13 protein-coding genes are annotated in these 23,487 nt (G+C 62.8%); 8 read left to right on the top strand and 5 right to left on the bottom strand.

Translation table 11 applies throughout. The features are described 5' to 3' along the window. Positions 1-89: 89 nt before the first annotated feature. Genes ACLM42_RS10970 through ACLM42_RS10945 form a run of 6 tightly spaced genes read left to right on the top strand, consistent with a single transcriptional unit; the run spans position 90 to position 15,820 of the window. Complete coding sequence (locus ACLM42_RS10970) at positions 90-1,502, top strand: nucleotide sugar dehydrogenase (RefSeq protein ID WP_415399090.1); 1,413 nt, start codon at positions 90-92, stop codon at positions 1,500-1,502. Beyond that, on the top strand, positions 1,493-2,764 hold the full coding sequence (locus ACLM42_RS10965; protein WP_415399089.1) for a hypothetical protein: 1,272 nt from the start codon (positions 1,493-1,495) through the stop codon (positions 2,762-2,764). The genes ACLM42_RS10970 and ACLM42_RS10965 overlap by 10 nt, the downstream gene beginning before the upstream one ends. Beyond that, complete coding sequence (locus ACLM42_RS10960) at positions 2,764-3,870, top strand: MGDG synthase family glycosyltransferase (protein ID WP_415399088.1); 1,107 nt, start codon at positions 2,764-2,766, stop codon at positions 3,868-3,870. The genes ACLM42_RS10965 and ACLM42_RS10960 overlap by 1 nt, the downstream gene beginning before the upstream one ends. Further along, on the top strand, positions 3,863-8,623 hold the full coding sequence (locus tag ACLM42_RS10955; RefSeq protein ID WP_415399087.1) for a thioester reductase domain-containing protein: 4,761 nt from the start codon (positions 3,863-3,865) through the stop codon (positions 8,621-8,623). Before ACLM42_RS10960 ends, ACLM42_RS10955 begins: the two co-directional genes overlap by 8 nt. Next, a complete protein-coding gene (locus ACLM42_RS10950) occupies positions 8,616-9,620 on the top strand; it encodes a Rieske 2Fe-2S domain-containing protein (RefSeq protein WP_415399086.1) in 1,005 nt (334 codons plus the stop codon). Before ACLM42_RS10955 ends, ACLM42_RS10950 begins: the two co-directional genes overlap by 8 nt. Next, positions 9,620-15,820 (top strand): type I polyketide synthase, encoded by a 6,201-nt coding sequence (locus ACLM42_RS10945; RefSeq protein ID WP_415399085.1) that lies wholly within the window; start codon positions 9,620-9,622, stop codon positions 15,818-15,820. The genes ACLM42_RS10950 and ACLM42_RS10945 overlap by 1 nt, the downstream gene beginning before the upstream one ends. Before the next feature lie 173 nt (positions 15,821-15,993). Here ACLM42_RS10945 and ACLM42_RS10940 read toward each other — a convergent pair whose 3' ends face one another. Both ACLM42_RS10940 and ACLM42_RS10935 read right to left on the bottom strand, forming a co-directional pair. Next, on the bottom strand, positions 15,994-17,052 hold the full coding sequence (locus ACLM42_RS10940; RefSeq protein WP_415399084.1) for an NAD-dependent epimerase: 1,059 nt from the start codon (positions 17,050-17,052) through the stop codon (positions 15,994-15,996). Next, positions 17,013-17,537 (bottom strand): SRPBCC family protein, encoded by a 525-nt coding sequence (locus ACLM42_RS10935; RefSeq protein WP_415399083.1) that lies wholly within the window; start codon positions 17,535-17,537, stop codon positions 17,013-17,015. Before ACLM42_RS10935 ends, ACLM42_RS10940 begins: the two co-directional genes overlap by 40 nt. 25 nt (positions 17,538-17,562) lie before the next feature. On the opposite strand from ACLM42_RS10935, the gene ACLM42_RS10930 reads away from it, so the two are divergent. Both ACLM42_RS10930 and ACLM42_RS10925 read left to right on the top strand, forming a co-directional pair. After that, positions 17,563-17,970, top strand: a complete 408-nt coding sequence (locus ACLM42_RS10930) for a nucleotidyltransferase family protein (RefSeq protein ID WP_415399082.1) — start codon at positions 17,563-17,565, stop codon at positions 17,968-17,970. Further along, positions 17,957-18,328: a HEPN domain-containing protein gene (locus ACLM42_RS10925; protein WP_415399081.1), complete on the top strand. Its 372-nt coding sequence runs from the start codon at positions 17,957-17,959 to the stop codon at positions 18,326-18,328. The genes ACLM42_RS10930 and ACLM42_RS10925 overlap by 14 nt, the downstream gene beginning before the upstream one ends. Here ACLM42_RS10925 and ACLM42_RS10920 read toward each other — a convergent pair. Genes ACLM42_RS10920 through ACLM42_RS10910 form a run of 3 tightly spaced genes read right to left on the bottom strand, consistent with a single transcriptional unit; the run spans position 18,312 to position 22,997 of the window. Continuing rightward, positions 18,312-20,192, bottom strand: coding sequence for a hypothetical protein (locus ACLM42_RS10920; RefSeq protein WP_415399080.1), 1,881 nt, complete (start codon positions 20,190-20,192; stop codon positions 18,312-18,314). The genes ACLM42_RS10925 and ACLM42_RS10920 overlap by 17 nt on opposite strands. Positions 20,193-20,214: 22 nt before the next feature. Then, positions 20,215-21,858, bottom strand: a complete 1,644-nt coding sequence (locus ACLM42_RS10915; protein WP_415399079.1) for a GumC family protein — start codon at positions 21,856-21,858, stop codon at positions 20,215-20,217. Further along, entirely contained in the window at positions 21,855-22,997 is a 1,143-nt protein-coding gene (locus tag ACLM42_RS10910) for a polysaccharide biosynthesis/export family protein (RefSeq protein WP_415399078.1), read from the bottom strand. The genes ACLM42_RS10915 and ACLM42_RS10910 overlap by 4 nt, the downstream gene beginning before the upstream one ends. Positions 22,998-23,487: the final 490 nt, after the last annotated feature.

Here is a 23,487-nt window from a genome sequence, read left to right as displayed (position 1 = left end):
CCATGGTGCTCTCCAGAGCATTGACCTGTACACCAGTTCACCGACACTACCCCGATCGCCCATAGGCTTGTCAAAGGTTTTTCGCTCGCATGATCCGGACCATCTGCTGCATTGGCGCCGGCTACGTGGGTGGCCCGACAATGGCCGTAATTGCAGACCGTTGCCCTGAGGTTCAGGTCACCGTTGTCGACCTCAACCAATCACGCATTGATGCTTGGAATGATGTCGACCTCTCCAAGCTTCCGGTCTATGAACCCGGTTTGGATCAAGTCGTCGGTCGATGCCGTGGACGTAACCTCCACTTCACGACGAGGGTCGAAGCCGCGATCGCAAACGCGGACATGGTCTTCTTGTCCGTCAACACCCCCACTAAAACAAAGGGCGTTGGCGCCGGCCAAGCGAGCGATCTGCGCTGGATCGAGGCCTCAGCTCGCCAGGTAGCCGCCTGCGCTCAAGGTCACACCATCGTTGTTGAGAAGAGCACCCTCCCAGTCCGTACCGCTGACACGGTCAAATCGATTCTGTCCGCTGCTCAAGGAGAGGTGGCTGGTGCCGGCTCCCCCAAGACGTTCTCCGTCCTCTCCAACCCCGAGTTTCTGGCAGAAGGCACGGCCATTCCGGATCTCGAATCTCCGGATCGCGTCCTTATTGGTGGAGAGGATCCAGCAGCGATTGAGAGCCTGGCCTCGGTTTACGGCAACTGGGTCCCGCAAGAACGGATTCTCCGCACCAACCTTTGGAGCTCTGAGCTTTCCAAGCTGACCGCCAATGCGTTCTTGGCGCAGCGCATTAGCTCAATCAATTCCATCGCCGCTCTTTGTGAGGCCACTGGGGCCGACGTCAACGAAGTCGCCCATGCCATCGGAACTGACACGCGTATCGGACCCAAGTTCCTTAAGGCGGGACCTGGCTTCGGAGGCAGCTGTTTCCAGAAGGACATTCTCAATCTCGTCTACCTCTGCGGTCATTACGGACTGAGCGCCGAGGCTGCCTACTGGCAAAGCGTCGTCGACCTCAATACCTGGCAGCAGGATCGCATTGCGCAGCTCGTGGTTCAACGGCTCTTCGGAACCGTGACCGGTAAGCGCATTGCCGTTCTTGGTTTTGCCTTCAAGGCGGACACCAACGACACCCGAGAGGCCCCCGCGATCCGCATCTGCAAGGACCTTCTGGAGGAAGGCGCTCAGCTGGCGATTTACGACCCCAAAGTTCCCGCATATCAAATGGGCGCTGACCTCGCGACAGAGCCCCAGGACGCCCCAACCGGCGGTCCCCTAAGCGGAGAAGGGGTTTGGCAACGTGTCGCGACCCCAGCAGAGGCCGTTGCCCAGGCAGATGCCCTATTGATCTTGACTGAGTGGGCCAGCTTTGCTCAGCTGGATTGGGCAGACCTGGCGCCTCGTATGCGCAAACCGGCCTGGCTCTTTGACGCCCGCTCGATCGCCGATCTTGCGGCTGCTCGTGCAGCGGGCCTGCAGGTCTGGCGGGTTGGGTGCGGCTGAGTTCCCAGTTTCAGCGGCTCTGGCTTGGCCAGTGGCTCTCCAATCTCGGCAGCCAGATCAGTTTTTATGGCCTAGGGCTCTGGCTGTTCACCCGAGCTGACCAGTTTGGGCCCTATGCGGCTGTTGCCCTCGTTGTTCAGTTCGGGCGCTTGATGGCGTTGCCTGTGCTGAGTCGCCGTCTTCACCACTGGCCCCGTAGGCGGGTCATGGGTGCTGCCTATGTCTTGGGTGGTGGCGTCACAGCTGCCGTTGCCGTGTCCCTTTGGCGATATGGCTCTGCGCTTCCGTTCCCGTTGCTGCTGGTCCTGCTGGCCGCCGGCGCCATGGCTGAATCCACCTTGGTGTTGAGCTTTTCGACGCTCATTCCCCAGTTGGTCAGAGAAGACCAGCTCGGCCTGGCCAACGGGCTCTTTGCAACGACAGACGGTCTCGTCTATTTGGTTGCGCCCTATTTGGGCGCCCTTTGCGTAGCGAGGTTGGGCATGGCTGGCGTCCTGAGCTTGGACCTTCTCAGCTTTGGGGTTGCTTTTTTGTGCCTCGGGCTGGGCTCTTGGCCCAGGTCTGCTGCATCCCCTTTGCGGCTCGATAAGGGAGCAAGTTCGGGTCTAATGGCGGCGAGCCTGAGCTTGCTTCAGCAATCCAGGCTCGGCGGGTTACTTCTACTCGGCACGGTCTTGATGGCTGGGTTCGCGGCGGCGGAACTGCTCTTTCCGGCTTGGGTCTTGGCGGCCCTTGGGGTTGATCGTCTGACGGCAGCCCTCGTCGTCAGTGGAGGTGGTTATGGACTCGGGCTTTTGCTCTGGCAGTGGCTCTGGGCGCAGCGTCCAGGCCAATGGCCTCGTGTGTTTGTGGCTGGCCTCTTGGTCCAGGGTTTGGTGCTCACGGGGGCGTTGTTCCAATCGGCCCAAGCCACCGTTTGGCTCTGGTTCTTTGGTGTGGCGGTTTTCAATTGCTCAGTGCCGCCCGTGCTCGCGGCCCAACAGAGCCTTTGGCACCGTTGGATCCCTCAGGACAGGCAGCCTGCGCTGTTTGCCGCCCGTTACGCCTGGGATTGGACAGCTCGGTTGCTCACCGTGGCCCTCGGTGGTTTGCTCGTGGACCGCTGGCTGGCGCCAGTCTTGGCTCAGCTGGACTGGTCCTTGCTCGGATCTGGGCCAGGTCGTGCTTTGGCGGTCGGGCTTGGGATCGTCGGGCTTGTGCAACTCCTTGTCTTTCTTGCCTTAGCCCCTGGTTTCTCTTCGAGGAATGAGAAACTGACATAATGCGCGTGCTGATCTTTACCTCAAGCGGCGGGACAGCCCACGACGTCGCGGCCTATGCGCTTCGGGATTGGTTGCAGCAGCTGGTCCCTGGCTGTGAGGTGCGCGTTGACCAGGTGCTGGAGAATGCCAGTTGGTTCACCCATGGCGGCACCTCTTTCTATAACTGGATCCAGAAAAAAGCCCCTTGGCTCCATCAGATCTACTGGCGGATTGTTGAGCTCGAGGATCTGATCAAGCCAGGCACTGTCCTATTCGGGCATCGCTATCTGGTGGAGTTGTTTCGCAGCTACCAGCCGGATCTACTGATCTCGACCCATCCCCACACCAACCGCGGTCACTTTGATTTGGCCAAACGGGTTGTGGGCCCGCAGTTGCGCTGCATCACCTGCTGCACGGAGCTCGATGGTGGCTTTGGGTTTAGCCGCAACTGGGTCAGTCGCCGGACGGATCTTTTTTGGACCTTGACCCCAGGCGTTGACCGTGAACTCAGGCGTCGTCGCTTCCCCTCCGAGCGTGTGAGTTGCCTGGGGCCGCTTCATGCCACCGCCTTCCACCACTCTCCAGCTCCGGCGCTGCTACCTGCGGGGCTTCCGGTTCTGGTCCTCGGGACGGGTGCGAATGGAGCCAATAATCACCCGCGTCTGCTTGAGCAACTGTTGCCGTTTGCCGGGCGGCTTGAGGTCATCGCCCTTTGCGGCAAGAGCCAAGACGCCATCCAGTCCGTGCAGGAGTGGAGTGCGGTCCACCCTGCGTTGGCGGTCGAAACCAGGGGCTTCCTTGGCCCCGAAGCCATGGCCGACCTTTACCGGCAGGCCTGGGTCCTGGTGGGTCGCCCTGGCGCGCGCACGGCAACGGAGGCCCTGACGATGGGCTGTCCATTGATCTTTAACCACTACGGCCTGACCATGCCCCAGGAGCTCTTGGCTCCTCGCTATTTCAAGCAGCTCGGTCTGGAGGTTTCCATCCGGCGGCCCCGGCAGTTGGCTCAGGTTATTCAGCTCTGGCTGGATGAGCCGGAGACCTATCAGGCCCTCAGGCAGCGTTACGCCGCGTCCCGCCTGGATGGTGATCCGCGCGTGATTGTGGAGCGCTTGCTTCATGGCTGAGCAGCTCTCCGCGTTGCAATTGGCGCTGCTGGCCCAGAAGGCCAGCGAGCAGCGGCGTCTGCTCGCCGCAGAACCCATCGCTGTTGTGGGCATGGGCTGCCGTTTGCCTGCGGGACCTGGGCGACCGGATCTGGTGACGCCGGAGCAGTTCTGGCAGTTCTTGCTGCAGGGGGGTGAGGCGGTCTCTGAGGTTCCCGATAGCCGTTGGAATCTCGAGCGCTACTACGACGCCAGCCCGGGGACGCCGGGAAAGATGCACTGCCGCCATGGAGCCTTTCTGGCGGAGCCCGATCAGTTCGATCCCTCCCGCTTCGGCATCTCGCCGCGGGAAGCCCAGGCGATCGATCCCCAACATCGTTTGTTGTTGGAGGTGGCCGCCGAAGCACTGGAGCGGGCCGCTCTCTCGCCTGAGTCTCTGCGGGGAACTCCGGCTGGGGTCTACCTGGGCCTCTGCACCACGGACTACGCCTGGCGCCAGCTCAGGGCTCCGGCCCCGGATGCGAACTACGACATGTATTTCGCTACGGGCACCAGCTTCTCGATGGCACCGGGCCGCTTGGCCTATGCCTTGGGGCTGCAGGGCCCAGCACTGGCGGTGGACACCGCCTGCTCCAGCTCGCTTGTGGCGGTGGACTTGGCCATCCGCAGCCTCCGGGACCGCAGCACCGATGTGGCCTTGGCCGGCGGGGTCAGCCTGATTCTCACCCCGGTCAACAGTCTCTGCTTTGCCCGCAGCGGAATGATGGCGGCGGATGGGCACTGCAAAAGCTTTGATGCTTCCGCCGATGGCTATGTCCGCGGGGAGGGCTGTGGCGTGGTCGTGCTCAAGCGTCTCGCCGATGCGATAGCCCAAGGGGACCCCGTGTTGGCGGTGCTCCGGGGTAGCGGGGTCAACCAAGACGGAGCCAGTGCCGGTCTGACGGTCCCCAATGGCGAGGCCCAGGCCGGCCTGATCCGCCGGACCCTTGACCAGGCCCAGCTCACCGGCAACGAAATCGATGTGCTCGAGGCCCACGGCACCGGCACGCCTCTCGGTGACCCCATTGAACTCAAGGCCCTTGCACCGATTTACGGCCAGCCCGGGCGCGTCGAACCCTTGCGGCTTGGTTCGCTGAAGACCAACATCGGTCACCTGGAAGGGGCCGCGGGCATCGCTGGACTCCTTAAGAGCGTGCTGATGCTGCAGCACGGCCAGATCCCGCCGCATCTGCATTTCCGCCAGCCCACGCCCTACCTGAACTGGGGAGATTGGCAATTGACGGTGCCCACCTCTCCGCAGAGCTGGCCTGAGAAGCAGGGCCCCAGGCGCGCGGCCGTGAGTTCGTTTGGTTTCAGCGGTACAAACGCCCATGTGCTGCTTGAGCAGGCACCGGAGTTGAGCGCTGGAGCCGTCAACGCTTCGCCATTGCTCAAGGAGCGCGAATTGCTCTTGCTCAGCGCTGGTTCCGACTCCGGCTTGCAGCAGTTGGCCCTGCGGATGGTGGATTGGTTGGTCGATCAACCGGAGCACGCCTGGCCCGCGATTGCCGCCACCAGTCGTCTGGCCCGCAGCGCGGGCCGTTGGCGCCTGGCGATCCAGGCCTGTTCCAAAGAAGACGCCATTGCACAGCTACGGGGGAATTGGTCGGCCAGCGAAGCCCCAGCACAACCGAAGCGCCTGGCTTTTGCTCTGTCCGCTGAATCCACGCGCGAAGCGAAAGAGGCTTGGGCTGACTTCGGCCTGGAAGCGTCCGCCTTGGTGGTGCCTTCTGGCCAGGAAGGCCTAGCGCAACAGCTGGCGGGTCAGCCCGCTCAGCTGCGTTTGATCCCGCACGCGGAGTCGCAGGCCCAGCTTCAGGAGCACGGCTATGGACCGCCGCTCCCTTTGGCGGCTCCAACGGCAGCGGCCTTAGCCGAGCTGTGGTTGTTGGGTCATCGGATCGACTGGACCGGACTCGCGCCTGAGGGACGTTGGCAGCGGCAGGTCCTGCCGGTGACGCCCTTCGATCGCGTGCGCTGCTGGATCGACGAAGACCTCAACGCTGACGAGGGCCTGGCGTCTTTGCAGCACCAGCCCCAATGGGTGGCTTCCGATTTGTCTCCCTCCGTTGGGGCTGCCTCTCCGATCTGGTTGCTTGGGGCGGCTTCTTCTGATTTGCCCGATTCGGTTCGGCAGTTCCCGGATCTGCCTGCTGTTGAGGCTGCCCTCAACAGCACGGTCGAGCGGCCAGTGCTGCTTGTGGCTCCGCCGGCGTTCATTCATGGGCTGGATCAACGCGACTGGGAGGTGGCCCTTCCCAGGCTTCAAGGGGTCTTGGCCCAGCTGAGTTCACTCCAGCGCGTGCACTGGTGGATCCCCCAGTCGGGAGATTCCTACGCCGAGGCTTGGGCCGCGTTGGCCCGTTGCATGGCCCGAGAACTGGGCCCCCAGTCCGGTGGTCTGCTTTGGGGGGCCGATCTCAGCAGCTTGCTGCCGCTGCTCGAGGCCATCCAGCCTGGTGAGGAGTGGCGTGTCAGTCCTGCCGGCTTGGAGCGCAGTCAGCTGGCGCTGGTGAGTGTCCCAAGTGCGGGAACTGCAAGAACACTGCTGCCCCCCACCAGCACCACCCTGATCACCGGTGGCTTGGGGGCCCTTGGTCTGGCCACCGCTGAAGCACTGCAGCGGCTTGGGGCTAGGCACCTCACCTTGGTCTCGCGCCGTGCGCCGAATGATCAGCAACAGCAGCGCATCGCGGCCTTGGAGCAGGCCGGTGCCAGCGTCCACGTGGAGCAGCTGGATGTTTCGGACGTCGTCCAGGTGGAGGCGTTGTTTGATCGGCTCAAGTCCAGCGGCCGCCCGTTGGCGGGGATCATCCATGCCGCAGGCAGCCTGGATGACGGACTGCTGAGCAATCAAACACCTGAGCGTTGTGCGTCTGTCGCTGCCGCCAAGGTTCAAGGGGCGCTCCATTTGGATCGCTGCAGTCGGGCGATGCCTCACCACTTCTTTGTGAGTTACTCGTCGCTGGCGGCAGCGGTCGGCTCCCCTGGCCAGGCGTCCTATGGGGCCGCCAATGGCTTTCTCGATGGCTTGATGCAGCAGCGCTCCCATGCGGGCTTGCCGGGCTTGAGCATCAACTGGGGTCCTTGGGCTGGAGGCGGCATGGCGGCCCAACACCAGGGAGGGCTGAAGCCTCTGCAACCGGCTGATGCCCTGGCCTTGCTGGAGCGTTGGCTCCCCCACCAGGGCCAGGTGGTCTTGGCTGATCTCCAGGCCGCTGCGGCCAGCAATCCGCTGGTGCTGCAGCTGCAGGCGTTGGCCGAGGCGTTGCCTGAGGCCGCCGCGGATGAAGCCCTTGGCCTCGTGGAGTCTTGCTTGGCGGAGCTGCTCTGCGAGCTCGGCGGCTTTGAGCGAGCTGATCTCCAAAGCGAGACCCGTTTGGATGCCCTGGGCCTCGATTCGCTGATGGCCGTGGAGTTGGCCTCGGCGGTTCAGGCGGCGCTGGGGCTGAGTTTGGGGATGGGGGCGCTTGCGGGGGATCCGACCTTGGAGAGTCTCTCGGCCCACCTGCTGGCGTTGCTGCAGAACCCGGGTGCTGAGCTCGAGCAGATTGATCTGGGCGCAGAAGCCCAGTTGCCCGAGGACTTGATCGAGCAACTAGGGGCGATCACGCCCAAGGCGGGTCCGGCTCAGGCGGTGTTGCTGACGGGGGCGACGGGCTTCCTTGGCGCTTTCTTGCTGGCGGATCAGTTGGAGCGTCACTCCGGCCTGACCGTGTATTGCTTGGTGCGGGCTGAGGGGGCAGGAGCTGGCCGCGCTCGTCTGCGCAGCAACCTCGAGCACTACGGCCTCTGGCAGGACGATTGGGCGTCCCGGATTGTCGCGGTGCCAGGCGATTTGGCGCAGCCGCGATTGGGCCTCGACGACACCACCTGGCAGGGGTTGGTGGAGCGGCTTGGTGGGATCCTCCACAACGGCGCCCAGCTCAGCTATGTCGCCCCCTATGGCCAGCTCAAGGCCTCGAACGTGTCTGGCACCGTCGAGGTGTTGCGAATGGCGGCCGCTGCTTCGGTTCCCCTGGAATACATCTCCAGTACCTCGGTGTATGAGGCGGCTGAATATCGGGGCCAGGCGCTGGATGAGTCCAGTGACCTGAGCGCTTGGCAGGGGATTCATCTGGGCTACTCCCAGACCAAGTGGGTCAGTGAGCGGTTGGTCTGGCGAGCAGCCCGGGCGGGGCTGCCAGTGCGTCTCTACCGGCCCCCGTTGATTGCGGGCCACTCCAAAACCGGGGCCTGGCACGAGCAGGATTTTCTGCACCGCCTTGTGCGTGGCTGTCTGGCGTTGCGGCAGGCGCCATCCCTGCCGATGGAGTTGGACCTTGTTCCCGTCGACTACGTGGTTGCAGCGATCGGAGCACTCGCCTGGTCGCCCGCTCAGGGCTGCGATGTGTTGCATCTGCATCACCCCCGGCCGGTGCTCTGGTCTGACTTCCTGGGCGGCTTGGTGGAACGCGGTGCCCCGCTAGAGCCCATTGAGCTCGACTCCTGGCTTAAGGCCTTGGCTGCGCAACCGAGCAATCCGCTCTATCCCCTGCAGCCGTTCTTCACCCACCGCTGGGGCACTGAGCAGCTCACCTATCCCGAGTTGAACGCCCCTGGTCTGCGGGCCCGTCCCAGTTGTGCCCGCTCCCTGGAGCGACTGCGCTCGCTTGGCGTGGAGTGCCCCGACTTCGAGCGGTTGGTGGATCCCTACGCGCGGACGTTCCTGGCGGATTTGTTGGTCCATGGCTGACGCCGCCTGCCGCTACCGAGCTGGCCTGCAGCACTGGCATCCACTGCTGCGCTCCACTGAGCTCGGGCGCCAGCCCATTCGGCGCCAGCTCTGCGGTGAGGCGATTGTCTTGTTCCGCACTGCTTCGGGACAGCCGGTGGCCCTGCAGGAGGTCTGTCCGCACCGGCGCATGTCCCTGGCGGCCGGGCAGGTGCGGGGCGAGCAGCTGGTCTGCGCTTATCACGGCTGGCGCTTCGATGCCGCTGGTCAGGTCAGTTGCCCGTTGATGCCGGCGGCGGAGCTCCAGCAGCCCGCCTTTCAGCTACGGGAGGCCCATGGGCTGCTCTGGTTGCGACAGCCTCAACCCGGGGAAACCGTCACGCCGGCGCTACCGCATTGGGCTTGCAGGGATCTGGAGCCGGCGGGGGTGACCTTCCATACGGTGCCGGCACCGCTGGAGTTGACCCTCGACAACTTCACCGAGACCGAGCACACCACGACGATTCACCAGGTGTTTGGTTTTCGTAGCCCCGCTGAGGTAGAGCTGCGGCTCGAGCTGGAACCTGCGGCGACCAAGGTGTGGAATAGCGGCCCGCAAAAGCCTTTTCCGCGGCTGTTTGATGCCTTCATCGATATTCGCCCGCGCGATCGGTTCGCCAATGACTGGGTCACAACCTTTGAACCGCCGCTGACGGTCTACGAGCAGATCTGGCGGCGCGGGGACCAGCTGCGCCGTTTTCGCTTGCGGGTGGTGATGTTCTTTTTGCCGATCAGCGACACCAGCACTCAACTCACGACGTTGCTTTACATGCCTCGGGTGCTGCCTGGACCGTTGCATCGCTGGTTCGCGGCACCGATTGCGCGCTGGATCACGGCCTATGAACTCAACCTGGACGTGAAGGCCTTGGCCCAGTTGGCGGATCTCAATCCGCAGTTGTCCGCGAAAACATTGGGGCCGTTTGACAAGGTTCTATTAGAGAATCGCCGTCGAATACAGGCTCTGTATCTCAAGCATTGATGGCACAAATCCCCCAGGCACCAGAGCCGATTGCGATTGTTGGCATCGGCTGCCGGCTCCCCGGGGGATCCAATAGCGCCAATGCGTTTTGGGAGCTGCTGCGGGATGGACGGGATGCGATTACGGAGATCCCCGAGGAGCGCTGGGATCTAGGCCAGCACTTCAACGCTGATCCCCAGACGCCGTTGCACCAGCACGTGCGCCATGGGGGCTTCATCGATGGGATTGACCAGTTCGATCCAGCCTTCTTTGGCATTTCGCCGCGGGAGGCGGTCTGCATGGACCCGCAGCAGCGGCTGCTGATGGAAGTGGCCTGGCAGGCCATGGAGGACGCCGGCATACCCCTCGAGCAGATCCGTGGCACAACCACCGGTGTGTTCATGGGCATCTCCAGCAGCGACTACAGCTCGCTGCTCTGGGCATCGGCGGAGAACTACGCGATTCCCGACAACGAGCCGTTTGTGCTGCCGGGGAACACCGGTTGCATCGCCGCCAATCGCCTCTCCTATTTCTTTGATTTCAAGGGCCCCAGCTTCACGGTCGACACGGCCTGCTCTAGCTCTCTTGTGGCTGTGCATCTGGCTTGCGAGAGCCTCTGGCGTGGTGAATCCCGGTCGGCTTTGGCTGGCGGGGTGCAGGCTCTGATCCATGCGGGCCTGCAGAGTGCTTTTTGCAAAGCGGGGCTTTTAGCCCCTGATGGCCGCTGTAAGAGCTTCGATGCAGCCGCCAACGGCTACGTGCGCTCGGAGGGGGCAGGGGCGGTGTTGCTGAAGCCGCTCTCAGCGGCCCAGGCCGATGGCGATCGGATCTACGCCCTGATTCACGGCACGGCGGTGAATTCCGATGGCCGTAGCAACGGCATGGTTGCACCCAACCTTCGCGCTCAGATCGCCTGCGTGCGCAAGGCTTTTGCCCGCGCCGGGATTGCTCCTGCGGCAACGCAATACGTGGAGGCCCATGGCACCGGCACCCGACAGGGGGACCCGATTGAGCTGAGGGCGCTGGGCACGGTGTTGAGTGACGGCCGGCCTGAGGGTGAGACCTGCCGGGTTGGATCGGTGAAGACCAACCTCGGACACTCGGAAACCGCCGCAGGGATCACCGGTTTGATCAAGGCGGCGCTCTGCGTGCACCACCGCCAGCTGCCCCCCAGCCTGCATTTCCGCTCGCCGAACCCATCGATCGACTTCGCTGGCCTGAAGCTGCAGGTGCAGACCCAACTGGAGCCGTTCCCGCAGGCCGATGCACCGGCGGTGGTGGGGGTCAGCTCCTTCGGTTTTGGCGGCACCAATGCCCATGCCGTATTGGGGGAGGCCCCGAAAGCCAAGGCTCCGGCGCGCTTTGGGGCGAAGGCACCGCTGCAGTTGCTCACGCTCTCGGCCCGCAGCGAGCAGGCACTCCAGGCGCAGGCCCAGCAGGTCCATCAGCTGTTATCGGCAGATCCAAGGCTGCAGTTGGCGGATCTCTGTGCCAGCGCCAACCAACAGCGCAGCCACCTTGGCCGGCGTCTGACGGCCCTCGCCGCTGATCGGGAGCAGTTGCTTGCGCAACTCGCGGCAGTCTCGGCGGGATCGGAGCTGCCACTTGGAGTTGAAATTGCCCAGGCTTCACGCCGTCCCGGGAAGCTCGCGTTCCTCTTCACAGGCCAGGGCTCCCAGGCCCTGGGGATGGCCCAAGAGCTGTACGGCCAGCACCCGGTCTTCCGCGAGGCCTTCGATCGCTGCACTCCGGTGCTTGATCCATTGCTCCCCAAGCCACTCAGAGCCGTTTTGTTCAGTAGCGAGCCGGAAGCGGCGGAGCTGCTGAATCAAACCGGCTTCAGTCAGCCGGCCATCTTTGCGGTGGGCTATGGCCTTAGCCAGCTTTGGATCAGCTGGGGTCTCAGGCCCGATCTGCTGCTGGGCCACAGCGTCGGTGAGGTGGTCGCCGCTCACCTGGCTGGGGTGTTCGCCCTGGAGGACGCCCTGCAGCTGATCGCGGCCCGGGGACGCCTGATGCAGGCCCTCCCAAGTGGCGGTGGAATGTTGGCGCTGCTGGCCTCCAAAGACCAGGCCGAACGGATGATGGCCCAGGTACCGGGGCTGTCCCTGGCCGCACTCAATGGGCCTACCAACACGGTGTTGTCGGGACCGCTCGAGGCGATTCAGTTGCTCGAACAACGGGCAACGGAGGCCGGCATCAAGGCCACGCGCCTGGCGGTCTCCCATGCTTTCCACTCGCCGGCGATGGCGCCGATGTTGGCGGAGTTTGAGCAGCTCCTCAGCCAGATCGATTTCCGCGCTCCGGTTCTGCCGCTAATGAGCAATCTCACGGGCCGCCTGGCGGGCCCGGAGATCGCCTCCAGTGACTACTGGTGCGACCACGTGATTCATCCGGTGCGCTTTGCCGAGGGCATCGAGGCTGCTGCGGCCCAGGGCGTGAGCACCTTTATCGAGCTCGGTGCCCGGCCGACCTTGATCGGCATGGGACGGCAGTGCCTAAGCGATCCCGAGCTGCAGTGGTGGCCGAGCCTGCGCCCGGGACAACCGGATGTCCAGCAACTGTTCTCCAGCCTCGCGGGGCTCTACCGCCAGGGCTTTGCGATCGATTGGAAGGCCCTGCATCGGCCCTTCCCGCACCGGCGGATTGAGTTGCCGGCCTATCCCTTTCAGCGGCAGCGCTACTGGTGGAGCGGCGTCCAGGACGGCGCCAGCCTCTGGCTTGATCACATCAAGGGCGGCAGCACCGCTCCGGCGGCACCCCGTCCAGTTGTTGAGGCTGGCCGGCTCGAGCCGTTGTCATTACCTGGCGGCCAGGAGCAGCGGTTCCAGATTCAGCTGTCGGCCCAGCACCTCTTGGATCACCGCATCCGTAGCCAGGTGGTCTTTCCCGCAGCGGGCTTCATCGACCTGGCTCTACAAGCCCTGGTTCAGAGCGAGCAGCCCTTGGCGCTGCGGGATCTCAACCTCGATCAGCCGCTTCGCTTAGACGATGCACTCACTCCAGTGCAGTTGGTGTTGGGGCAACAGCTGGAATTCCATAGCGAAGGCCCCAATGGTTGGCGGAGCCATGGCCGTTGCCTCGCCGGCGTTGATGAGCCCCCTACAGCGCTAAGTGAGTTGCCCACCGGTGCTGGTCGTGCACTCAATCTCCAGGTTTTCTACGAAGCCTTGGCCCGCTTCGGCTTGAGCTACGGCCCGAGTTTCCGTCCTATAACCCAGCTCGTCCGAGATGGTGAACAGGCCTGGGCCACCTTGCAACGTCCCACGGGAGCCGCCGATTGGACCCTGCTGGATGGTTGCTTCCAGGCGGTGGCCGCCACGCTCGACCCAGATGCGGCGGCGGGTCAGCTGTTTTTGCCGGTGGGCTTTGAGCAGCTTGAGCTCCATCAGTTCCCCCTGCCGGATGCTCTGGAATGTCGGGTGCAGCTGCGCGCCAGTGATGAACCGGCCTTTGTGAAGGCGGATCTGCAGCTGTTCGCTGGCGGCGAACGCATCGGCTGGGTGCAGGGCTTCCGCCTGCGCCGCCTCCCGCGGCAAGCCCTGGATTGGCTTTTCCCACTTCCCGAAGACGAGTCCGAACCGCAACCCGAACGGGGTTGGTTGGTGCGCCAGGGCTGGGTTCCGCTGGACGTGGCCTTGGGTGAACTGCTGGCGGAGCACCCCAGCCACTTGCCTCTGCATTGGCCCGATCCAGAGGCCACGTCGGTGCAGCAGGCCACTGAAGACTTGCTGGCCTTGGCCCAAACCAGTCCGACTGAGATCTGGCTGGTGCTCGAGGGCACGGGACCGGTTCAAGAGGCCTTAGCGGCTTTTGCTCGGACCGCGGCTCTCGAACGGCCTGCTACCCGCTGGTTCACCCTGCAGATCTCAGGCAAGTTGCCGATTCCTTGGCCGCAGATCCAGGAGCTGGCGGCGACTGAACCGGTAATTGCTTTCGATGGTGAGCGGCTTTTTAAGCAACGCCTGCTGCCGCTGCCTCCGGCTCGGTTCCGTTACAGCACGGGCAGCTTCGGGATGCTCGAGAGCCTGCGGCCAGGACCCTTGGCCGCGCAAACTCCGGCTGCGGGGGAGCTGGAGATCGCGGTCGAAGCGACAGGTCTGAACTTCCGCGATGTCCTGAATGCTCTGGGCTTGCTGCGCAGCTACTCCCGTCAGTTGGGCCTCGATGAGGCGGCCCAGGTGCCCTTTGGCGGGGAGTGCGTTGGCCGGGTCACCTCAGTGGGCGACGGTGTGGATCCCGAGCTCGTCGGTCAGCGCGTGTTGGCGGCCTTGGCGGTCGGCAGCCTTGCCAGCCATGTGGTTTGCCGCTCCGAGCTCTGCGTCCCTGTGCCAGAGCAACTCACTCCTGAGCAGGGCGCCAGTGTCAGTACGGCCTTTTTGACGGCGATCTATGGCCTGGAGACCTTGGCTCGGCTGCAGCCGGGTGAATCGGTCCTGATCCATGCCGGAGCTGGTGGGGTCGGTCAGGCCGCACTTCAAGTGGCCCTCCGCTGCGGCGCCACGGTCTACGCCACCGCCAGCAGCGCCAAGCAGGCGCGCTTGTTGGAGCAGGGTTGCACGGCGGTCTTTGATTCCCGCAGCTTCGAGTTCAGCGAGCAGCTGCTGGCTGCCACCGGGGGGCAGGGAGTGGATGTGGTCCTCAACAGCCTCAAGGGCGAGTGGGTGGACGCCAGCTTTGACGCCCTGGCTCAGGGCGGCCGCTTCATTGAGCTCGGCAAGATCGAGATCTGGAGCAAAGCCGAGGCGAGTGAGCGTCGGCCTGATGCCCGCTATCTCCCCTTCGACTTGCTCGAGGTGGCCTCTGCGGAGCCCGCCTTGGTGCGCGGTTTGCTCGAGCAGCTCATGGCTGATCTGGCGGATGGCAGCTATCAGCTGTTGCCGCTGCAGAGCTTCCCGGTGGAGCAGTCCGTGGAGGCCTTCCGCCTGATGGCCCAGGCCCGGCACGTGGGCAAGGTGGTGATCACTCAGCCCGAGCGACCGGTTGCTGCTGGCATTCGTGCCGAGGGCAGCTATCTGATCACGGGCGCCTTCGGCGGCATCGGTCTGCAGCTTGCTCGTTGGTTGGTGGAGCAGGGAGCGAAGTCATTGGTGCTGGTGGCCCGCTCAGCCGCGAACCCCAGTCCGGATGCGCAGCAGTTGCTGAAGGACTGTCAGGACAAAGGGGTTGCGTGTCTTTCACTGGCCTTGGATTTGTCTGACCAGGCGGCAGTTGAGCCGTTGGCCGTCGCACTCCAAGACGTCGATCTTCGTGGCGTCTTCCATGCCGCAGGTGTGCTCGATGACGGCTTGCTCGAGTGGCAAACCCCTGAGCGGTTGGCGGGAGTTTTGGCGCCGAAGTGGAGTGGCTGGCACACCATCGAAACAGCGCTGCAGTTCTCCCGACTGGATCCGGAGCTGGTGGTGCAGTTCTCCTCCATGGCGGCTTTGCTCGGGTCACCCGGCCAGAGCAACTACGCAGCCGCAAATGGAACTCTCGATGGGGCGATGGTACGGGCGAATCGGCCTGGATGGATGAGCCTGCAGTGGGGGCCCTGGGCCGGCGGCGGCATGGCTAGAGCGCTCGAGGATCGTCAGAAGCAGCGGCTCGAGGCCCTCGGGGTTCGCCTACTGGAGCCGAATCTGGCCTTAGAGGCCTTGGGTGAATTGATTGCGAGGGGCGCCAGCGGATCGATCGGTGTGTTGGACGTGGAGTGGGCACGGATTGCTCGCAACGCCGGTAGCCGTCAGGGAGCTCCGCTTGAGCTCATGGCCGCGGCTGCTCAGCAGGATTCAGCGGAGGCACCCAGTGGTCCGCCGCCCACGGTGGCGTTGTTGTTGGAGACGCCCGTGGCGGAGCGGCGCAGCCTATTGCAGGGATTCGTGCAGCAGCAGCTCGCGAAGGTGATGGGTGTGGCCGATCCCGATCAGATTGACCCCGGCGAGCCGCTGTTCAACATGGGCCTCGATTCCCTGATGGCGCTGGAGTTGATGGTGTTGCTGGAGAAAAACCTCGGAATCACCCTGACGGAAGCCTTGGTGTTTGAACACCCCACCATCGAGGACTTGGTGGCGTATTTCCTCTCAGTGTTGTTCCCTGAGCAGTCTGCGGCTCGGGCTGCCGCGGTTGTGCCCGCACCAGCGGTGGCTGAGTCGATTGATCAGGCTTGGGATGAGCAGCTGCAGGCGGTGGCTGAGTTAGATGAAGACGAGTTGCTGAGGCAGTTGCAGGGCGGGAGCTAGGTCAGCTTTCGGAGTTGATCTTCGAGCCCATCTAGATCGGCTTCCTTTGGTGGCTGATTCATTGCCGCGATAGCGCGATCTAGCCGTGAAGCGGCCTTAGGCTCATGCAGCCATCGCTCTGACTCAGGGATCAAGTTCTCGCTGGGTGGCATCTGTTTCGTTCGCCTCTTTTTCTATTTCAGCCCAATTAACTCCGGGTAGTCCTTTGCCCACTGGGCAAAATGCTCTAGGCCGATGTCTAGCGATGTGTCGGGCTGGAAGCCAACCCAGGCCTCCAACGCAGAGGTGTCGGCGGCGGTAGCGACGACATCGCCAGGCTGCATTGGCTGGAAGTCTTTGTTGGCCTCTTTCCCCAGGGCTTTCTCCAGCACTTTGATGAAGCGCAGGAGCGGTGTTGGCTGCGAGTTACCGATGTTGAACAGCCGATGCGGCACCGCTGCGGTGGCGGGATTTGGATTGAGTGGATCGAAGTTGGGATCAGCTGTGGCGGGTTTATCGAGGCAGCGGATGACCCCTTCGACGATGTCGTCGATGTAGGTGAAATCCCGCTGCATTTGGCCCTGGTTGAAGACCTTGATCGGTCGGCCCGAGAGGATCGCCTTGGCAAACAGGATTGGCGCCATGTCGGGCCGGCCCCAGGGGCCATAGACCGTGAAAAAGCGCAGGCCGGTCGCCGGCAGCCCATAGAGATGGCTGTAGGTGTGGGCCATCAGTTCATTGGCCTTCTTGGTGGCTGCATAGAGGCTCACCGGGTGGTTGACCGCGTGCTGCTCTGAAAACGGCATCTGGCGGTTGCCTCCATAGACCGAGCTGCTCGAGGCATAAACCAGGTGCTTCACGCCCTGGTGGCGGCAGCCCTCGAGCACGTTTCCAAAGCCATCGAGGTTGCTCTGGATGTAGGCCGCGGGGTTCTCAATCGAGTAACGCACGCCCGCCTGGGCCGCCAAGTGCACTACGGCTTTGGGTTTGCAGTCCGCGAACAATGCCGCGATCGCGGATTGATCCTCAAGATTGCGCTGCACGAACTGCCATTGCCCTCCTGCTCTCTCAATCCGGGCTAGCCGGGCCATCTTGAGAGCTGGGTCGTAATAGCTATTGAGGTTGTCGAGCCCGATGACCTCTTCTCCTCGCTCGAGCAACCGCAGCGCGGTGGCCGCACCAATGAACCCTGCTGCGCCGGTGATGAGGACAGTCAGTTGGCCTCCATGCGGCGTTTGAGGATTGTCATCCACTGCCGCAGGTTTTGCTCCTGCTGCTCGTAATAAAAAGGGCGCAGCGGGCCGGGCACCTGGGGATCCACCTGCATTTGGTGCTTCAGTTGAACGCCTCCAGCGACGGGTTGAATCGACCAGCTGCCTTGCAGGGTGTTCAGACGGTCTCCCTGGATCAGCCTGTAACTGAAGCCCTTGGGCGGGGTCTCTTGCACGCTGAGACGAGCCTTGATTGGTAAGCCGAAGGTGTAGCCAGCGCGGTAGGTCTGCTGCAGCTCAAAGTTGGTGCCGCTGCGCTTGAGCACCTTGGTTTGGCTGATGTCCGGGGCCCACTCCGCTTGACTGTTGAAATTGGTCAGCACTGCCCAGGCCCGTTGCGGTGTGGTGCCAACGAACTCAGTGACGACATAGTCGCCCTGGCTTCCCCGCAGGATGGGCTTGGCGATTGCCTGGCCACTGGTCAGAAGGACGGCGACGCCGAGCGCTAGTTGGGAAGAGGTGGCCATGGGGGAAAGCCGTTAGCGTTGGCGCATGGGTACTTTCGCCCCTCCAACGATCCCTTGGCTCGTGGCACAGCCGTTGGAGCTGGACGGGGTTGACCTCGGGCCTGGACTTGAAGGCTTTGAGCTGCCCATCGCACTCCAGCGTCTCTGCGCTTTACCGGATTTGCAGGCGCTGGTGCTCTTTGGCTCCCGCGGCCGTGGCGATCCGCACGCGGACTCCGATCTGGATTTGGCGGTGATTGCCAAAGAGCCCCAGCTGACGCCACAGGCCAAGTTGCAATTCTGGAAGCAATGCCGCGCTGCACTGGGTTCGGTGCCGGTGGGTTGTGATCTGGTGGTGCAGGGCAGCGGCGACGCCAAGCGGCTCAGCCAGTCCCGGTGGCATGTGATGGGCGATGTGGCCCGCGAGGGGAGGGTGCTCTATGTCGCCCCTTGAAGACGCGCTGCTGCTGTTCGCGATCGTGCGCCGGCATCTGCAGGTGCTGCGTCTTGGGCTGGATGAGGCCTATCCCGCTGAGGACTGGGGTTTCACGGCGCAGCAGGCCGTCGAGAAGTTGCTGAAGGCCTGGATCGTGATCCGCAATGGTCAGCCACCGCGGGTGCATGACCTCACAACCCTGGCGGAGTTATCAGGCCTGGAGTGCAATGCGGTGCTGCTGGAGTTGCAGGTCTATGCGGTCGAGGCCCGCTATGAAGAAGGGCCCTTCCCGTTGCCTGCCGAGCGCAACGAGATTCTGGAGGCGATTGAACAGCTGCTGGCCCAATGCGAACTGCGGGCTAGAGCTGAATCGTGAACTTGGCACCGACGCGGGCGGAGTCGTTTTTCAGCAGTTGGCCCATGTCGTACACACCGGCGGCGTTGCTGACGTAGATGTCGACGGCTGTCGTCGGCCGCGGCAGCCAGCGCAGCGAGAGGGTTCCGTTACTGGAGCCCACATCCGTTGCGACGGCGTTGACCTCAGGGATCAGCTGGAAGCTCCCGCCTAGCTGCAAGTTGGCGCTGACGCCAATGCCGAAGGGGGTATCGACACCGCTCCAGGCAAGTTTGGGGTTGAGGTTGAAGGCCAGGTGCTCGTTCGCCTCCCAGGTGCCAATCGTTTCTGCAAAGAGGTAGCCCTGGAAGCTAGAGGCGTCGTAGTTACGGCCCAGGGTGATCGCGCCGGAGGCGGTCAGTGGTGCTCCCCGCAACTGCTGCAGGAAGACCGCCTTCCCGCCGAAGCGTTGGTTGAAGCCGCCGTTGTTGGCGTAGGTGCTCACCAGCGGGGTGATCGGGCTCACCTGCTGGAAGGCACCGGCGTCAAACAGGATGAATTGGAAATCGTTCGAAGCGCTCCAGCCCACCTGGCCGAACAGGTTGCCTTTGTCATCAGCGTTCGCCCAGACGTTGATCACGCTCGCTGGAGGCACCAGGGCGGTATTTACACTGACGCCTCCAAGAGTGAGGCTGCGGGAGCGGTTGGTGAAGTTCAGCTGTGGGGTGTCGGCGGCCTGGGGGTTCCAGACCATTCGAGCCGTGTACATCAGCTGGTTGGCTGAGGGCAGGGCCAGGACCGCGGTGGCGGGGGTGCCTCCGAAACCGTTCGTGAGGGCGGCCTCCAGGCCGATTCGAGGATTGAGGGCGTAATTGAGTCCGCCCGTCAGGATCGGGACTTTTTGGAACTCAAGGTTGCTGTTGAAGCTGTTGCTGCCAGGCCCCAACGGCAACAAGCCCGAACCGAACAGCGTGACTTGGCTCGAGGGCTTCCAGGCGGCGCCTGCGGCCACGGTGATGTTTGTCCCGTAGAACTGGCCGGCTCCTCCCTGACCAGCACCTTGCGTCGCGGGCAGGAAACTGGCACCGGGGGTGAAGGTGAGTTCAACGGTTTTGCTGGCCTGCCAGCTGAGCGGGAAGGCCAATGAGCCGACGACGTTGCTCGTGTAAACCCGTTGACCGGAGTCGTTGAAGATGTTTGGACTGCCGAACTGGGAGACCTGTCCCGCTCCCAGAGCACCACCGCTGCCAACGTTCCAGCCCTCCAGCGAGCCCCCTACCGCCAGCTTCCAGGTTCTCGCAGAAACGAGCTCGACTTGAGCCCCGCCGCCGTAGCTCTGCCAGAAGTTGGAGGGGTTCGCGAGCTGTCCGTTGATCTTGACGGCGGAGAACAGCGGGTCATCCGCCTCTGAGTAGAAGCCGCTGACTTGCAGCTTGTCGTTAACACCAAGATCGATCCGGCCCACATAGTTCTGGTTGCCCGTACCGCCTGCATCGCCGCCTCCAGCCATGGGTGCCATCTGGAAGAAACTCAGCTGAGCACCCTGCAACTCATCAACTTGGTTGGCTGTTGGAACAGCAGGCCCTAGGCGCAACAGCGGGTAGTAGTCGTCTGGAGATGGCTCAATCGAATCCAGCAGGCGTTCCGCTTCCGCTATGGATTGCGGTCGCTTCTGCGGCGTGGCAATAAGCGTGTCTTTGTCTTCCTCCAGTGGCTGCCAGACGATGCTGGATGACTCTTCAGTGGCTAGGGGCAACCGTTTCCATTGCACTCCAGCCGTGCGCGGCGGGTCAGGTAAGGGCTGCCAGCGCAGTTGCTCAGATTGAGGCAGGCTGAGCGGCTCCCAGACGCTTTGGGCTTGGGCTCCAAGCAGGGGATAACCACTGGTGAGTGCGAGCAGCCTCACCAGCCCTTGCCGCATTGAACGTTTAGCCATTGCTGGCGCTGCTCTCCAGCCAGATCAAGCCCAATGGGGTTTTCTGCTGCAGCCTGAGCTCTTGCAGCAACTTGTTGAGCCCCTGCCGCTTGCATGAACCTGCGCAGGCCAGAAGGAGCTGCTGATCAAAACCCTCAGCTTCCAGAGGCGTGCGGCAGAGCTCCACCTTGTTGAGTCCAGCTTTCTTCAGGCCTTCAATCAGCCCGTTGCAGTGCGGCCGGCTCACATCACCCAGGGGCAATACAGCCAGGCTTGATCCCTGAAGGCCGTGACGGGCAAGCAAGTGCAAGCTGTCCTGCCAGCTGGTGGGTTGCTCGATGGGCAGGTCAGCCAATAGGGGTGTGGGAAGTCCAGCAAGGAGCTCGTCCTTGCTGAAGATGCGACCACTGCGGCGATCGACCACCAGAGCGGCCCCACTGCCTGCCACCAAGCCAGTCAACAGGCCGAGGGCAAGGTTGCGTGCTGGACGGGGAGAGACGGGCTTATCGAGGAGTGTGGGTTTAGAAATCAGCTCCCAGGGTTTGGTGGAGCGGGCCTGCTCGAGTTGCAGCGACAGGAGTGTGCTCTCCAGTGAGTCGAGGGTGGCCACATCTCGTTTGGCCGTGCGCTCAAGTTCCTGGAATTTGAGGATCAGTTCTTGGGCCTGTTCCTTGTTGGCGGGTTGCTGTCCCGGTAGGGCAAGGCTGCCGCCGGCCGTCATCTCGACGTAACGCCGCAGGGCGTCACGTTCGCGGATCAGGGCCTGCACACCAGGATCGCGGTCTGTGAACTGCTTCTTGCGTCGAATGAGTTCTTGATTAACCGCTGCAAGCTGGCTTAGAGGATCACCTTGAGCATTCAATCCGGTTGATCCTGCTCTACTCGATCCAGAGAGATTGAGGAGAGCCCCCGCGTTATTGGCATCAGGCTTGAAAGATCCCAATAATTTCCCGACGTCGATTCCTGCACTGCTCACTGCACCACCTTTTGAAGAGATGCCGTAGCGAATCGAGAAAGCATCCAAAGCCCGGTTGGACGCGGCTGCTTGCTGACGGAACTGTGCGACCTGTTCTTTGGCGTAGATCAGACCGTTGCTGATCGATTCGGAGCGGTCGCGCCCGGAGTACTGCTGATAGGCCTTGGAGATCTGGCGCATGACAGGCAGCACCAGCGTTTTGTCGGTGTCGCGATAGGCGATGGATAGCACCGAGGTGCCCTTCTCCAACTCAACGCTCAGCGAGTCTTTGATCCAATCAGCAAACCGCAGCTTCGAAACGTCGAGGCCACTGCGCTCCTTGGCGGTACGGACAAACTCAAAGACCGGCCGGAGTACCGATTGGCTCTCGAGGATCTTTACCTCGGTCTCCAGTTCAGAGCCACCGCCCGCTCCACCAAGGCCAGCCAGGTTGGCGAGCATGGGGTTGCTTGCGGCCAGTGAAGCCAGGGTGCCGCCGGCTCCGGATTGCTTCTGCGACAGCACGATCTGGAACTCGCCTTCCCAGACCGGCTTGGAGATCACCGTGAGCAGACTCGCTGCAAGACCACCGGCAAGGGTGCCGGCTGCGATCCATGGCCAGCGCCGCTTCAGAGCGGCAGCCAGTTGCCGCAGATCGATCTCATCGTCAGTGCTGACGTTGTTGATGGGTGTTTGGCTCACGGCTTGAACAGGCTGTAGACCGAATAGATGCCCACGGCTGGGCCCGTGATCTCGTTGAGGACCTCGACCCCTGCAGAGAGGAGTGAGTCGTTGACGCGAACCACGTCACCGCTCATCAGGACTGGGTTCTTGAAGTCACCTGACTTGGCAGAGGGGTTGTAGCTGAATTGCCGACGGTCGGTCTTGCCGTCGGGGTTAAAACGCAGAAACTCGATGCCTCCCCGCAGCAACTTGGTGCCACCGGCACCGGCGATGGCCTGGTTGAGGGTGGCGCCTTGGGGAAGGCTTTGAGGTCCTGGCTCCTTGACCCGGCCGCTCACGAACACCTCAATGAAATCTGGAGAGAGGTTGGTGCGGCTGGCGGCCAGCAGCTGATCCCTCAAGAGCTCATCCGAGCGCCCAACCTTGACTACATCACCATCGAAGAGACGGATGTTGACGCTTTCATCACCCTCGGTGACGAGGGAGAGGAAGTTCACCTGAGCCTGCGCCTTTCCGCCTCCTTGGCTCATGGGTTGCTTGCGAATGACATTGACCGCGGCGAGATCGGAATAGGGGGTCACGCCCTGGGCGGCGCGCAAGGCATCGAACAAGGTGGGCCAACGGTTGGGCGTGGAGCTGATCCCTTGGAGCGTGGTGATGTCGTCGGGTGCCGAGCGCAGTAGGCGGAGACGTGCGGATTGAAAATCCTTGAGCGAGCTGCTTTGGGCTCGGAACGCGTTCGGGCTGGTTCCTTCGCGGATATTCAGCTGATCCTCAATGACCTGTCCGCCGGAGAGCATGTAATAGCCAGGCCTCGAGATCTCGCCTCCGACGTAGACCCGCACAGCTCTGTAGCCAACGGGGGTGACGAAGATTTGGGGGGTTTTGACGTAGGTCTTGAACTGCTCGGTGAGGAAGTAGCGCAGCTCCTCAACGGTGAGCCCCTCGACGTAGAGGGCACGCAGGCGGGGTAGGTAGATGGTGCCGTCGGGCCCGATCGAGAAGGTGCCGCTTAGCTCGGGGATGTCGAGCAGCTCGATCTGGAGGCTGTCGCCGGGGCCGAGGATGTAGCTGTCGTAGGTGACACGTGAGTGCTCGGTCTCCTTGGCAGCTCCCGGCTCTGTGGCAGGTGCGGCTTCCAGGGCGAAGTTGCACAAAAATAGTGTCCAGACCGCAATAGCTCTGACAGCGCCTATGCAGGCAGCTCTGACAGGTTTTCTGAAGCGACTTTTCATGTATGTCAGATTATGATCCCGAGAAGCACAGCGGCTTCTGGAGTAGTCGCCGTCTCAATTGGAACCAGCTGGTAGGGGCTTTAAAAGACCTGTCCCAATCAGGCTACCCAATGGGCTAATTGTTAAATTGTCAAAAACACACCACCAATTTCGTTGAGCACTATGGTCTGAAAGCGAGAGAACGGTCGAGCCAGTTAACCATCCTGCATGCTTCTAGTCACAAGTTGTGGAAGCTGATGTTTCTTCCCATCGGATTGAAGTTGCAGGTGCGCTGGTAGATGTTGCCCCCGCGTGTGACGTTGGTGATCTGGACTCACTTTTGAGCTGGCAGCTCCCGCCGCCAAGGGTGAAAGCTTTGTTGTGAGATGAGCTCTATGGCAGGGGCATCGCACCGGGTGTCACGACGTGGCTT

Origin of the sequence: Synechococcus sp. W4D4 (assembly GCF_047716805.1) — a bacterium.
GTDB lineage: Bacteria > Cyanobacteriota > Cyanobacteriia > PCC-6307 > Cyanobiaceae > Vulcanococcus.
This window is presented reverse-complemented; position numbering and strand designations above follow the sequence as displayed.

What these genes read in the sequence shown, in the direction of transcription:
- ACLM42_RS10970 (WP_415399090.1), top strand. Translation starts at nt 90, where the DNA reads ATGATCCGGACCATCTGCTGCATTGGCGCCGGCTACGTGGGTGGCCCG.
- ACLM42_RS10960 (WP_415399088.1), top strand. Translation starts at nt 2,764, where the DNA reads ATGCGCGTGCTGATCTTTACCTCAAGCGGCGGGACAGCCCACGACGTC.
- ACLM42_RS10955 (WP_415399087.1), top strand. Translation starts at nt 3,863, where the DNA reads ATGGCTGAGCAGCTCTCCGCGTTGCAATTGGCGCTGCTGGCCCAGAAG.
- ACLM42_RS10930 (WP_415399082.1), top strand. Translation starts at nt 17,563, where the DNA reads ATGGGTACTTTCGCCCCTCCAACGATCCCTTGGCTCGTGGCACAGCCG.
- ACLM42_RS10945 (WP_415399085.1), top strand. Translation starts at nt 9,620, where the DNA reads ATGGCACAAATCCCCCAGGCACCAGAGCCGATTGCGATTGTTGGCATC.
- ACLM42_RS10950 (WP_415399086.1), top strand. Translation starts at nt 8,616, where the DNA reads ATGGCTGACGCCGCCTGCCGCTACCGAGCTGGCCTGCAGCACTGGCAT.
- ACLM42_RS10935 (WP_415399083.1), bottom strand. Translation starts at nt 17,537, where the DNA reads ATGGCCACCTCTTCCCAACTAGCGCTCGGCGTCGCCGTCCTTCTGACC.
- ACLM42_RS10925 (WP_415399081.1), top strand. Translation starts at nt 17,957, where the DNA reads ATGTCGCCCCTTGAAGACGCGCTGCTGCTGTTCGCGATCGTGCGCCGG.